Raw genomic sequence first — 12,758 nt, forward strand, 5'->3', positions numbered from 1 at the left:
ATGCACTCGATGTTGTCTTGGCCCGAATCCAAGCGAGCTGAAAGAGGGCCATCATTAGCGGGAATGATAAACTAAGACTTTGGAATCGAAACGCGTCACCTGCACGGTAAGATGGGACGTTGGTTCGATCCCTTTCAAAGCGTGGATGTTACAAGTCTCTGTGTCCTCATGCCCCCGCAACCAAATAACAAAAAGCCCCGGTGACAGTAATGTCCCGGGGCTTTCGATGTTTTAACGCTTGGGCGGAAGAGAGCAAGACCAGCAAACCAAACGAAGCCCCGGAGCATACGCGACGGAGGTTTTTGACGTTCGGGGTGTTGATTGCCACTAAGAACTTGACCTGAGCGCCTAAACTTCCTTCATATTTTCGTAGAGTCCGTCCGATTAGACGGCCGACCTGAAGCGTTTCCGCTCACGGAAGAACAGATCATCGGGATTTTGAAAGAGCAGGAGGCGGGCGAAGATGGCCGATGTCTGCCGCAAATACGGCATCTCGTATGCAGCCGTCTACAAATACAAGACGACCTATGGTGGCGTGATAGGAACGCTTGTCGAATGTCATTACACCGCCCGGCAAGCCGACGCAGAACGGTTTCGTCGAAAGTCTTAACGGTAGCTTCCAAGACCAATGCCTAAACGAGACCTTGTTCTCGTCGCCTGTCCAGACGCGCGCCACTATCATTGCATGGAAGGAGGATTTCAATGGACTGGGATATCGAGGCGCTGGAACCAACGGTACTCGGGCAGGCTACCGTTCGCATGACATATGCGACGGTGCCGTGACCTGGGAGGCTTGACCGAGGGCACGAAGGTGGGGTTTGTGAGCCACGGCTGCGGAAGCGACCGGCGCGGCAAGCCGGAATGATGCGGCCGTATTCAAGGATATATGCGATGTCTCAATCCTCCCGCTTCGATGAAGCGTCCCGTTTTCCGGTCTGGCGGCAGGGGTTGCCGGTCCTGGCGGCGTGTCCGGCGCTGGCGCGGGACACCACGGCCGACTTCGCCATTGTCGGCGGCGGGTTCGTCGGGCTCTGGAGTGCCTTGAAGACGAGGGAACGCTGGCCCGATGCGCGGATCGTGCTGATCGAGGCGGGCCGTTGCGGCGAGGCCGCCAGCGGTCGCAATGGCGGTTTCTGCGCGCCCAGCATTTCGCATGGCGTCGCCAATGCCGTGGGCCGCTGGCCGAAGGAGGCGGAGAGCCTCGTTCGCCTCGGCCGGCAGAACCTCGACGATCTCGAGGCCGATCTCGGCACTTATGGTATCGACGCCGAGTTCCAGCGGTCCGGCAAGCTGAACGTCGCCGCCAAACCATGGCAGGTCGATGGCCTGCGGGCCATGAAAGACCTCTACGGTTCCTTCGGTGTCGAGACGCAGCTCCTGACGGGGCAGGCGTTGGCGGAGCGGCTGGACAGCCCGCACTATGTCGCCGGCCTGTTCGAGCCGAATTACGCCCTTGTCCATCCCGGCAAACTCGTCGCCGGTCTTCGTGCGGCCTGCCTTGCGGCGGGGATCGCGATCCACGAAAACACGCGGGTGACGTCGATTGCGCGCCGGGACGGGCAGATCCGTCTCGGCACACCCGAGGCCGTCCTGACGGCGCCGAAAGTGGCACTGGCCACCAATGCCGACCTGCCGCTGCTGCGTCGCCTGCGTCCCACCATCCTTCCCGTCTTCGACTATGCGCTTGTAACCGAGCCTCTGTCTGACGCGCAGCTGCGCGCCATCGGCTGGGTTGGTCACTACGGGATCGCAGACAGCGGAAACCAGTTTCACTATTCCCGCAAGACCGCGGACAACCGCATCCTGTGGGGCGGCTTCGATGCGATCTATCATCGCGGCGGGCGCCGCGATCCGGCGCTTCTGGACCGCGAACAGACATTTGCGACGCTTCAGGCCAATTTCTCGGCTGCTTTCCCGGCTCTATCAGATGTGCGCTTCGATTATCGCTGGGGTGGCATCATCGACGTCTCGGCGCGCATGACGTTCTTTGCCGGCACCGCCTTTGCCGGCCAGGTTGCCTATGCGCTCGGCTTCACCGGGCAAGGCGTGTCGGCTTCGCGCTTCGCCGCGCTGACGATGCTCGACCTCATCGAGGACAAGCAGACGGAGCGCACCGCGTTGCGGATGCTGCGCCGCCGCCCGGTGCCGTTCCCGCCGGAACCGTTCTGCGATATGGCGGTGCGGTGGACCCAGCGCGATCTTGCCCGCGAAGACGAGACCGGCCGGCGCTCCCGGATGCTGCGCACATTCGACCGACTCGGCGTCGGCTTCGCATCCTGATGCAACCAGAGAGGACCTGATGTGACCGACCCAGCCCATGTGATCGCCTTCGATGCGGCAAAAATCGCGCCGCGCATAACGGAAACTTCCGATCCTGCCGTCGTGGACACGCCCTATCGCGCGCAAAGCTGGCGCCATTTCGAAGCGCCGGATCGCGCAGCCCTCGCCGGCATCTGGGAGGCGGAGCCCCATCTGGAGCGCTGCCAGTGCGACTACGACGAGCTTTGCCACATCCTTGAGGGAACCGTGCGGCTGACCGACAAGGCAGGCCACTCCCGCGTGTTCGCGGCCGGCGAAACCTTTGTGGTCTCCGCGGGCTTCGAGGGAACCTGGGAGAACCTGACGCCGGTGCGCAAGGTGTTCTTCATTCTCGGCAAGCCATGACGGCCGATCGGGATGCGGCACGTCGGGAGATACCTTTCACCAGACGGTGCAGGCTTGTCTTGGGAATGACGATCTGCGCGACAGGATCGACCCGCGAAGCGGCTGCTTGAACCCCGGCTTCCTTCAAGCCCGAGGAAGGCAGGCAGTTCTGCCGCAACTGGGTCGAAGGCCTATGGCTGACAGGCGGGATGGGCGCTTTGCAGACAACGCCGCGTCCTTGCGGCGACGCATCTCAAGCGGCAATCGGTCGCTTATATCCAGACGCCTTCCCGCTATTCTCCGGGCTCCCTGAGCACGAGCGGGCCATCGGCTTCCAGCCGGACGCGGCCCCGCCCGGCACGGACAAGGCGTATGGGCGCCTGCTTTTCCTCAAGCCGGCGGCGCAGCAGGAGGAGGCGGGTCTCGAGATTGTCCTTGATCTCCGGCATCCGGCCGCCGATCGCCAGCCGCATTTCGCGATTGGTGAATTCGATGCGCCCGTCGCCGTGATGCCATTCGACCATCAGGCGCAGCAGCGCACCGGCGACGCCCTTCACGATATAGGTGTTGTCGATGAAGATGCTGTCGTCCGCGCGGTGATGGGTCACGCGGATTTCCCGGCCGGTGGTGCCTGATTGGAGCCGGGGCGCGCTTCGGGCCGGCTCTATCGACGCGGCCTCGCCCTCGCTGACCGTCAGGGCGACGGCGGCCTGACCGGCCAGGATGGCCAGCGCGGCCTCGTCTTCCTCGCGGAAGGCGAGCCGTTGCGGGCTTTCGATGAAAAGCACGCCGACCACCACGCCGCGGGCGGCCATGGGCACGGCGATCTGGCTCATCGCGCCGGGCAGCTCTGGAAAGGCGACGATGCGCGTGGTGTTTTCCTGCGCCTCGGCCTCGTGGCTGATCGCTTCGCCGAACCGGCGCACCCGGCTCATGTCGCTGACCTTGATCGTCTGGCCGCTTGCCGCCGCCGCACCGATCATGCCCTCGCCGCCTGCAACCTCCGATCCCAGCCCCGATCGCTCGTAGCCGATGCTGCCGGTGGTGGCCAGCGAGCCGCGATGGCCGTCGCGGATGAGCACGAGCGCGTTCTGATAACCGAGAACCTGCCGCACACCGGAAAGCAGGCTGTCGATGATCTCGTCCGCCTCCGCCTGCCGCTCGATGGTGCGGACAGCCTCGGAAAGCGCCGGGAGGCTGACGGCGGCGCGGACCGCAGGAGCCTGGGTCGTCTCGACGGGGGAGGGTACTTTCTCGATCCCGTGCACGCGAAAAATATCGGCGCTTCGCAGCCGCATCACCTCGGACATGCCGACCTGCGCGCTGCTCGCCTTGAGCTGCAGGGCGATCCGCTCGAAGAGCGGGCCGGCATCGACGGAGCGCAAGAAGCCGATGTCGAGCAGATACTGATCGCCCGTGAAGCCGTCGACGAGGATCAGCGTGACATGCGGATTGGCGCGGACATTCGCCGCCGTCTTGGCGAAGAACTGGTTGGAGAGGGCGACATGCTGCTCATCGACCCGCACCACATGGGAAAGATAGGAAATGTTCGGCATGCCGTCCGCCGAGGCGGTGGCGATGATGGAGGGGATGACGCCCTCGAAACAGGCGGAGAGATCGCTGAGGCGCATGGGCATCAGGACCTCGCGCCGGCCAGCATTCCGGCGAGCGGGCCGGGCGTCTGAATGTAGATTTCGCTGACGGTAAGCCGCGCCACCCGCGCCTCGTGGGCGGTCAACCAGGGCGCGATGATGTCGCGCGGCACGCCGAGCCCCTCCAGTTCACCCGTCGCCCTGGCGATGAACTGCTGCGCGATCTCGTCGTCGCGGGCGTCGGCGTCACGCATGACGGCCGATCCCTTGAGCTGGAAGCTGACATAATCCGACGGGCTGACGAAGGTCGCGGCGACCCGGCCCGTCTGGCGAATGGCGGGCTCCAGCCGTGGCCATTGCCAGGCTGAGAAGATGACGTCGATCGTCTCGCGGTCCTCCCCGACATGGAAACCGACGCCGCGCCCGGCGGAAGGGCGGCGTGCCTCGTCCGCGACGGCGACGATGCACATCAGCGGCCGTTTGAAGAAATCGAAAAGCTTGTCGTCCAGCCGCACTGCTGCCCCCGCCCGCGTGTTTCCAGCCCTCTTAGCAAACTTTTAGGATATCGGCACGGGCTTGCACATTCATTTAGGAACAGCCGGTTTTTTGCTCGGCTATAGAGCCTTCCACGGATCGCGGTGCTGCCGGCAACCATCCGGAAACACGAAACAGTCGATCAGGAGAAGACGATGAAACCCTTCAGCTATGCGGCGGTATCCCCGCCGGACAACGGAACGCCGGCAATGGCGTTTGGCAAACATATCATCCGCATGATGGGCGCCAATACGGGTGGCGCATTCGGCATGTTCGAAGCCGTCGTGCCGCCCGCCGGCGGACCGCCGCTGCATGTGCACGAGCGTGAGGACGAGTTCTTCCGCGTGCTCTCGGGGCGTTTCGGCTTCTGGTGCGCCGGCGACTATGTGGAGCTTGCCGAGGGCGGCTGCATCGCGCTGCCGCGCGGCGTGCCTCATCGCTTCCAGAATGTCGGAGAGACGGAAGGCCGCATCATGGTCGTCGTGACGCCGGGCGGATTCGAAACCTTCTTTCCCGTCATCGAGCTCTGCAAGCCCGAAACGCCGGAACAGGTGGCCTCCGTCGCGCGGGATTTCGGCCTGACCTTCCTGCCCGAGGATACATCCGAGGCGGCCTGACAGCCGGCATCGTCGCAAGCCCATAAAACAGGGAAATCCCATGAACAGGATCATTGCAGCGATTGCCGCCGGCATTCTCTTGCTCTCGGTTGCCGCCTGCAGCACCCCTGCCGAGCAGGTCATCGGCGGTGTTGCCATGGGCAGCCTGGCCGGTGCCGGATTCGGCGGTGCAATGCCGGAGCAGACCGCCGACACGCCTCCCGGCGAGGCCACGACCGCGAATGCATCGGAACCGGACTATGGGGCGAAGAAGCCGCACGATCATTGCGGAAACGGAACCATGGTTCACCTCGGCAGCGTGATCTGCAGCCCGTGACGACCGCCGTTCAATCGCGATTTTCAGGAAGGTTTCTGGATATGAACGTCGATCAGCCGTTGAAGATGCAGCGGTCCCGCCGTGGGCTGCGTCGCGCTGGAGCGCCCGTCCTGACCGCGGCGCTCGTCGTCTGGGGAGGCGTCGTCCTTCCCGCCGGCACGGCCATCGCCGGTGAAACCGCGTCCAACGCGGTTTTCGAGGTCGAGGTTGAAATCGAATCCGGCCGCGAAAGGTGGAAGAACGGAACGGAATGGAGGGACGGCGCCTTCAGCCAGTCCTTCACGCTGAACATTCCTTATGTCGCGGCGCCGTCGCTGGACAGCGTTAACCCCTATGACCCGGACTACGGCGCGACCGCGCTGCGCAAGGGGGCCGAGGATCGGTCCCGCGCGGCTGCGATCGCCCGGCGAGGCGGCAACGGATCGAGCCCTTTCAACACCGTGCTCGATCCGGGCGAGTTGATCCAGGTCGATCCGGATCGGCAGGCCGATCTTGCAGCGCGCTCGCAAGCCTGCAACGGCGACCGGACCTGCCTCATGGCGCTCGGCCTGGAGATGATGGCGGAGAAGGCGACCGGCCAGGACGCTGCCTTGGTACAGACGATGCAGCAGATCAGCACGGAATGCAGCGCGACCGTCGGTATGGCCGACGGACGGAAATTCGATGCCTGCCTGCAGAAAAAGGGCAGTCGATACGCCATGGAAACCGATGGCATCGACACGACCGACACCGGCCCCGGCTTTGCCGAGCCGGCCCCCGACCGCTTCCAGCGCTGGGACATGAATCGGGGAGCCGACGGCGGCTGCGGCGCGACCGTCGTCGCCGATTACAGATACGAGGCCGCCGAAATGCTGAACGACGTGACCGGTCCCGTTGCGGGACAGGAGACGGCCGTCGGTGCCTCCGAAGGCGCCGTCGTCGCGTCGGAAATGCCGGTCGTCTGCTCCGGCAATCAGATCCTCACGGATGTCTGGACCGGGAAAATGTATATCCAGACCTTCTACATGCCGGCCATCCCCGTGCACCAGACGATCCGGTCGAAACTGCGGGGCGGCCTGCTGGAGAGCACCGTGAACGGCGGTTTACCGGGTGGTCCGGATATCGTGAGCCAGAGCACGGTGACGCAGTGGATTACCGATGTTCTCAAGAATGCGCCGCTGAGCGGCCACGCCGAGCGGGCTTTCAAGATCAAGGGCAGCATGAACGGTGTCAGCCGCCCGACCGGCACCGCTGCCACGCTGGAGATCCTTCCGGATGGCGACGACCCGACCGCATGGAAGCGGCAGGCGCCGAATTTCCATGAGACGGAGTTCCTGGCGAAAGTGACCTGGAGACTGAAAGAAATGACCCCGTAATTTCCACCGCGGCCGGCCGGCCGGCCATCAATCCAACCCGCCATTTCCTCGAAAACTGCCAGTCGGCAGGGCGATGGCGCATGCCCACCCTTCAGAAAAGAACCATTGCAATGATCCGCACGACAATCCTCTCCCTCACCCTCATGGCGGGCCTTGCCCCGGCGCTTGCCGCCGAACAGCAGGAAGCCGCCCCCGCCGGCCTGTACAAGACCGACCCCTCGCATTCGAGCCTCGCCTGGTCGTTCCATCATTCCGGCCTGTCGAACTACACTGCGCGCTTCATCAAAGTGGATGCGCGGCTGGACTGGAAGCCGGCCGAGCCCGAGGGGTCGAGCCTCAGCGTGGACATCGACCCGATGTCCGTGCGGACCGATTATCCCTGGCCCGAGGTGGTGGATTTCGACAAGAAGATCGGCGGCGACGAGGAATTCCTTGCCGGCAAGCCGATCCGCTTCGTCTCGAAATCGGTCCGTGTGACCGGAGAGAAGACGGGCGTCGTCGAAGGGCTGCTCACCTTCCGCGGACAAACGCATCCCGCAACGCTCGACGTCACTTTCAACGGCTCGATGTTGAAACATCCGTTCATGGGCATTCCCAAGATCGGCTTCTCGGCAACCGGGCATATCCGGCGCAGCGAATGGGGCCTTGGTTTCGGCATTCCCGCACTTAGCGACGAGGTAACCCTGGTGATCGAAACGCAGATGGTCCCTGCTGATCACAAATTTCCGTAACGCCCGCTTCGGAAGGATCCTCATGCCGAGGCCGGCCCTTTTCCCGCATCGGCATGAGGCAGTCCGCTCGATGATGGGCTACCGTCTTGTCGCGGCCCTCATGCTCATCCTCAGCGCGCCGCTTTTGGGGTTGCTGGCGCTGGGTTTCTGAAAGCAAACGGGCTTTTCGACCGACACAACGCCGACGCTGGCGACGGGCTGGAGCCTGATCGAACCGTCGCCAGCGCCGCGGAGGCGTGGATGACGCGAACCTTGTGAAGGGTGCAACCTTCGCCCTCATTGCCTCCTGGAGGAAAAGCCGGTAACGTTGCCGGGTATTCGCGTTCAGCTTGTAACATTTATTACCTGCGTGCTGTTTCCACCCCGCTCGATTTTCCTGCGGCCGAGGCGACCAGGGCAAATTCCAAGCCGGTCTCACGCGGTCTTCCGCATCCAGTTGGGGGTTGGATTGCACAGGCACCAGCATCTGTACCGATACCGGGCGGGTATCGCGTCGCTTTCCGTTCTGACCGTGCCGCTGTTGGCGGGCAGCCTTCTCGTGGCTCATTCCGGCGCGTCGCTTGCCGATCCTCTCGACCGCGGCGCAAGGCCGGTGGCCGGTTCGGTCATCGATCAGAAGCTGGGCGAGGAGGTGCGTTTCGTCGACCTGTCGAACTGGCAGGATGTCGTGCGGCATCAGAACCTTCTGGGCGGCGATCTTCTGCGCACCAATGCGACCGGACAGCTCGCAATCCTCTTTGCCGATCGCACGCAGGTGCGGCTCGGACGCAACTCCACCCTTCAGGTCAAGCAGATGGCGCCGGCCGGCGACACGATGCTCAACCTCGAAAGCGGCACGATGTGGGCGCGCGCCGAGCGGGGCGGGCAGGGGCTGGCGGTCGAGACCCCGGCGGCGACGGCGGCGATCCGCGGCACGGACTGGTCGCTGACGGTCCAGGGCGGCAAGACCTCGCTGATCGTGCTTGAAGGCCAGGTCGAGCTGAAGAACGACTATGGCAGTGTGCAGGTGGCCCAGGGGGAGGCGGCCGTCGCGACGCTCGGCCAGGCACCGCAGAAACTCGTGATCGTCACGCCCGATGATCGCGAACAGATGCTCTTCTATATTACGCTGCGCGACGGTTTTACCTTCATGCCGGCCAACCCGCTGCCGGTCAAGGAGATGCGCGCGGAAGACGTACGGGTCCAGGCCATTGCACCCGAACGGCGAAGTGCTGAGGATTGGCTGACGCTTGCGGAGACGCGCTTCAGCCTCGAAGGGCGGGGACCGACTCTGGAGGCGCTGGCTGAGGCCCGCAAGAGGCCGATGACGCGCGCGGGCAAGGCGCGCGTGGCCTATCTCGACGCGCTCATGGCCGGCGCGGAAAAGCGTTATGACGACGCAGCCCGCTTTTTTGCAGAGGCGATGCCGGCTCTTGACCCGAAGCGCCGGGCGATTGCGGCCTATGGCGAATATTACGCACGAACGCTCGCCAATCCCAAGCTCGCCCTGAAGCCGCCGGCGGAGGTGCGCGATCCCTATTCGGCTGTCATGAAAGCCTATACCGCCGGTTTCCTGGAGGATATCCCGGCGGCGGTTGCGACCATCAAGGCGGCGGAAGCGCGTTTTCCCGGGGAATCCTCGCTGCCCGCGATCCGCGCGCTTCTCGCCCAGCTCACCAACGATCGCGCGCAGATGCGCGAGGCGGTTGATCAGGCACTGGCGATCGATCCTGACGATGCACTGGCTCTTATCGCCCGTGCGCGGTTGCGCGGGGATTTCGAGGGGAATATAGAGGCTGCGCTCGCGGACCTCGACCGCGCCGCGACGCTCATGCCGGGTTCGTCCATGGTGTGGAACGATATCGGTCTCGCCCAGAGTGCCCGCGGTGATGAGCGCAGGGCCGAAGCGGCGATGAAGCGTTCGATCGCACTCGATCCGGAAAGCGCGATCGGCCACGCCAATCTGGCCATCTTCTATCTCGACCAGTCTCGGATGAAGGACGCGAAGCGCGAGATCGATCTCGCGATTGCCGCCGATCCGTCCTTCAGCATCGCTTTCCTGGCACGCGGCCGGTATTATTTGCAGACGGGCGAGATCGACAAGGCGCTGGACGATCTTCTCGCGGCCTCGACAGCCAACCCGGCTCATTCGCAATCCCAACTCATGCTGGCCGCCGCGCATTATGAAGGCGGTGCCCGAGAGCCGGGGCAACAGGCCCTCGACAATGCCGAACGCCTCGACAAGAACGACCGGGTCATCTCCGAGATGCGGACCGCCATCGCCATCGACGACTATGATGCGGCCGGCGCGATCCACTCTGCGCAGGAATATCTTCGTCGCTCGCGGGCGCAGGGCGGCCAGTTTGCATCGTTGCAGGCAAATCAGCGGGCCGGTTCGACGCTGAATGCCGCCTTCCGCCTGCAGGGGCTCAATGCCTGGGGACAATATTACGGCGACGCCGTTTTCGATCCCTTTGCCGGCAGCGCCTATATGGACCAGGTGCTGCGCGGCGGCGCCTCCCCGCTGGTGAGTTCCTATCTTCCCGGCGACGACGTCATTACCGACAATCCGAACAGCACGGCGTTCTCGTCGTTTTTTCAGGGCCTGCTGTTCAACCCTCACCTCGTGTCCAGCCGGTCTCGCGGAACCTCGCTCCTGAACCGTCCTTTCTTCGAGGGAGCCGTCGGCATCGGCACGACGCTCAACCCCGGAACCGAGGGCTGGCTGGGGTCGCTGGAGTTCCAGAGCTATTCGAACGAGCCGGTGCCGTTCAGCAGCAATCTGAGCCTGCAATATTCGAAATCGCCCGACGATACGCGCCATATCGACAATGGTGCTTTTGTGCGCAATATCGGGACCGATCTGGATATCCTGAGCTTCAACGGCTATCTGACATCCACCGTCACGCCGGATGACAGGCTGGTCGCCTATGCGAGCCACAGCACCAACACCTTCGCGTTGGGCCTTCCCTATTTGAATGATTTCTTTCCCGGACAGACCTACGGGGTCGATACGACCTTCACGACGGGTGGTCTGGGCTGGAGCCACACGATCGACTACCGCAACGTCGTGAATGCGGCGCTACTATATTCGTCATTCGATTTCGAACGGTCGATCGGGCAGCTGATACCGCCGGTATTTGTCGAGACAACGCTTGGCTTTGGTCAGAAAAGTTATGTCGCGGCGCTCAATCATACGGTCGAAAGCGAGGACCTGATCTGGCGATATGGTGTGGAAGGCGGCCTTCTCGACAATGCCACGAGCATTGAGTTCTCCGCAACGGGCATTCCGCCGGTGAGAGCCTCGACGCAGGACGACAGCTACTTCGCCAAAGCCTATATCGATCTGACGCAGGAAATCACGCCGGATCTCAAGGCCGAATACGGACTGTTCGCGACGATCTGGGGCGGCGGCAACGGCAATGATTCAAAACATCTCGACCCGAGGATCGGGCTTGCCTGGACACCGGCCGAGGGGCAATGGCTGCGGGCGGGCTATATCCGCCAGAGCATGGATGCGACGACGCCGACGCTTGCGCCGATCGGTATCGTCGGCTTGCAGCCCAATGAGTTCAGCGTGGGGGCCGACGGATATGCCGATACTCTGGCCTTGAAATGGGATGCGGAATGGACCGACCGGTTCTTCACCACGGTCGATTATCAGCACCAGATGTTCAACGACCTGACGATCAGCGACGCCCTGGTCGTATCGAATCTTGCTTTCAGCAAGGCGACGGCGGATCGTGTCGCGGTGACTGCCAATCTGGCGCTGGACTACGGCTTCGGGCTGTCGGCGACCTATGCGCTCGCCTTTTCGGAGGACAAGGACGCGGCCAGCCTGTCATTCGGACGTGATCTTCCCTTCCTGCCGCGTCATTCTGGACAGGTCGCGGTCACCTATGTCAGCGAGGCGAATATCAAGGCGACGATTGCCGCCAACTATATCGGCGAGCGATATGGCGATCCGACAGCGCGGAAGCTGGACGACTACTGGACGCTCGATGCGAACCTGACCTGGGAGCCGTTCGACAAGAACGTCATTTTCGAGGCGAGCGCCTACAACCTTCTCGATGAGAAGTTCGAGGTCACGCCCGGCTGGAACGGCTGGGGCCGTGTCTTCAAAGGCATGGTCAAATTCCGCTTCTGACGTTCGCCCGGTACGTCTTCCGCGAGGGAAGCAGGCCGTGCGCTACGCCACGTCCTTCAGACGACTTACTGCGGGAGCGACGGCTGCCGGAATCTGCCTGAGCACCTCGAGCGCCAGCGCGCGGGCGTTTTCCTGCGCCTTGTCGAGGTTGCTGACGCGCTTGGCATCCATCGAATAGAGCGTGCCGCCGCAGCCGAAGATGTCGCGGAAGGCGGAGCGTTCGATGATCGGGGTTTCCAGGAGATGCACGCGGCGGGCCGCGAGCAGGTCTTTCACGGCGTTCATGGCGCGCGTCGTCACCATGGAGTTGACGCGGGTGAGCACGACGGAATGGCGGATGCGGATATTGGCCTTGTCTTCGAGATAGTGCAGGAGCTCAATGACATTGGCGCCGCCCTGGGCGTCCATGGCCGAGCCCTGCACGGGGATCAGCACATAGTCGGCATGGCCGACGGCCTTGGCGAGCAGCGAACTGCGCGAGCCCGGCAGGTCGATCAGCACGAAATCGGCGCGGGCTTTTTCCTCGGCGAGCTGCCGGTCGATCGTGCTCATGGTGACATAGGGCACGACATTGAGACGCTTGCCGAGCGTGCCCTCGGAATTCTCATGCCAGCGGGTGATCCAGTGTTGCGGGTCGGCGTCGAGCACCGAGACGCGAAAGCCTAGGCGGGCAAGCTCGGTCGCAAGCAAAAGCACCGCGGTCGTCTTGCCGGCGCCGCCCTTGGTGTTGGCGAAGGTGATGACGGGCATGGGCCTCTCCGGATCGGTTCGTGAGCCGGTCATCGCTCGAACAAACACCCTGCATGGTGTCTCTTCACTGTCGCCAATTATGGTTAACGGCCGG

General features: G+C 63.4%; 11 protein-coding genes and 2 pseudogenes. 10 read left to right on the top strand and 3 right to left on the bottom strand.

Annotation, left to right across the window (positions count from 1 at the left end):
- Positions 1–363: 363 nt before the first annotated feature.
- The 4 genes and pseudogenes from AC27VQ_RS05945 to AC27VQ_RS05960 form a co-directional block, all read left to right on the top strand.
- Positions 364–538, top strand: a pseudogene (locus AC27VQ_RS05945) (transposase); the annotation flags it as partial.
- A 31-nt stretch (positions 539–569) separates the two neighbouring features.
- Positions 570–704 (top strand): annotated as a pseudogene (locus AC27VQ_RS05950) (integrase core domain-containing protein); the annotation flags it as partial.
- A 187-nt stretch (positions 705–891) separates the two neighbouring features.
- The gene (locus tag AC27VQ_RS05955; protein WP_488715576.1) at positions 892–2,280 is read left to right on the top strand and encodes an NAD(P)/FAD-dependent oxidoreductase; all 1,389 of its coding nucleotides are present in this window, start codon (positions 892–894) and stop codon (positions 2,278–2,280) included.
- Positions 2,281–2,301: 21 nt separating this feature from the next.
- Positions 2,302–2,664 (top strand): cupin domain-containing protein, encoded by a 363-nt coding sequence (locus AC27VQ_RS05960; protein WP_488715577.1) that lies wholly within the window; start codon positions 2,302–2,304, stop codon positions 2,662–2,664.
- Positions 2,665–2,936: 272 nt separating this feature from the next.
- Here AC27VQ_RS05960 and AC27VQ_RS05965 read toward each other — a convergent pair whose 3' ends face one another.
- On the bottom strand, positions 2,937–4,280 hold the full coding sequence (locus tag AC27VQ_RS05965) for a GAF domain-containing protein (RefSeq protein ID WP_488715578.1): 1,344 nt from the start codon (positions 4,278–4,280) through the stop codon (positions 2,937–2,939).
- Positions 4,280–4,750: a pyridoxamine 5'-phosphate oxidase family protein gene (locus tag AC27VQ_RS05970; protein WP_488715579.1), complete on the bottom strand. Its 471-nt coding sequence runs from the start codon at positions 4,748–4,750 to the stop codon at positions 4,280–4,282. Before AC27VQ_RS05970 ends, AC27VQ_RS05965 begins: the two co-directional genes overlap by 1 nt.
- A 174-nt stretch (positions 4,751–4,924) precedes the next feature.
- Between AC27VQ_RS05970 and AC27VQ_RS05975 the strand changes: the two genes are divergently transcribed.
- The 6 genes from AC27VQ_RS05975 (at position 4,925) to AC27VQ_RS06000 (ending at position 11,914) form a co-directional block, all read left to right on the top strand.
- Positions 4,925–5,386, top strand: a complete 462-nt coding sequence (locus AC27VQ_RS05975; RefSeq protein WP_488715580.1) for a cupin domain-containing protein — start codon at positions 4,925–4,927, stop codon at positions 5,384–5,386.
- 40 nt (positions 5,387–5,426) lie between these two features.
- On the top strand, positions 5,427–5,702 hold the full coding sequence (locus AC27VQ_RS05980) for a hypothetical protein (protein ID WP_488715581.1): 276 nt from the start codon (positions 5,427–5,429) through the stop codon (positions 5,700–5,702).
- Positions 5,703–5,743: 41 nt separating this feature from the next.
- Positions 5,744–7,057, top strand: coding sequence for a hypothetical protein (locus AC27VQ_RS05985; protein ID WP_488715582.1), 1,314 nt, complete (start codon positions 5,744–5,746; stop codon positions 7,055–7,057).
- Positions 7,058–7,167: 110 nt separating this feature from the next.
- A complete protein-coding gene (locus tag AC27VQ_RS05990; RefSeq protein WP_488715583.1) occupies positions 7,168–7,788 on the top strand; it encodes a YceI family protein in 621 nt (206 codons plus the stop codon).
- Positions 7,789–7,810: 22 nt separating this feature from the next.
- Positions 7,811–7,939: a hypothetical protein gene (locus AC27VQ_RS05995; protein WP_488715584.1), complete on the top strand. Its 129-nt coding sequence runs from the start codon at positions 7,811–7,813 to the stop codon at positions 7,937–7,939.
- A gap of 297 nt (positions 7,940–8,236) precedes the next feature.
- Positions 8,237–11,914: a FecR domain-containing protein gene (locus tag AC27VQ_RS06000; protein WP_488715585.1), complete on the top strand. Its 3,678-nt coding sequence runs from the start codon at positions 8,237–8,239 to the stop codon at positions 11,912–11,914.
- 42 nt (positions 11,915–11,956) lie between these two features.
- Here AC27VQ_RS06000 and AC27VQ_RS06005 read toward each other — a convergent pair whose 3' ends face one another.
- Entirely contained in the window at positions 11,957–12,664 is a 708-nt protein-coding gene (locus AC27VQ_RS06005) for an AAA family ATPase (protein WP_488715586.1), read from the bottom strand.
- Positions 12,665–12,758 lie beyond the last annotated feature (94 nt).

Source organism: Shinella sp. 20P9.1.1 (assembly GCF_057798995.1).

Coding starts and splice junctions, on each gene's coding strand:
- AC27VQ_RS05995 (WP_488715584.1), top strand. CDS start 7,811: ATGCCGAGGCCGGCCCTTTTCCCGCATCGGCATGAGGCAGTCCGCTCG.
- AC27VQ_RS05990 (WP_488715583.1), top strand. CDS start 7,168: ATGATCCGCACGACAATCCTCTCCCTCACCCTCATGGCGGGCCTTGCC.
- AC27VQ_RS06005 (WP_488715586.1), bottom strand. CDS start 12,664: ATGCCCGTCATCACCTTCGCCAACACCAAGGGCGGCGCCGGCAAGACG.
- AC27VQ_RS05955 (WP_488715576.1), top strand. CDS start 892: ATGTCTCAATCCTCCCGCTTCGATGAAGCGTCCCGTTTTCCGGTCTGG.
- AC27VQ_RS05980 (WP_488715581.1), top strand. CDS start 5,427: ATGAACAGGATCATTGCAGCGATTGCCGCCGGCATTCTCTTGCTCTCG.
- AC27VQ_RS05965 (WP_488715578.1), bottom strand. CDS start 4,280: ATGCCCATGCGCCTCAGCGATCTCTCCGCCTGTTTCGAGGGCGTCATC.
- AC27VQ_RS05985 (WP_488715582.1), top strand. CDS start 5,744: ATGAACGTCGATCAGCCGTTGAAGATGCAGCGGTCCCGCCGTGGGCTG.
- AC27VQ_RS05975 (WP_488715580.1), top strand. CDS start 4,925: ATGAAACCCTTCAGCTATGCGGCGGTATCCCCGCCGGACAACGGAACG.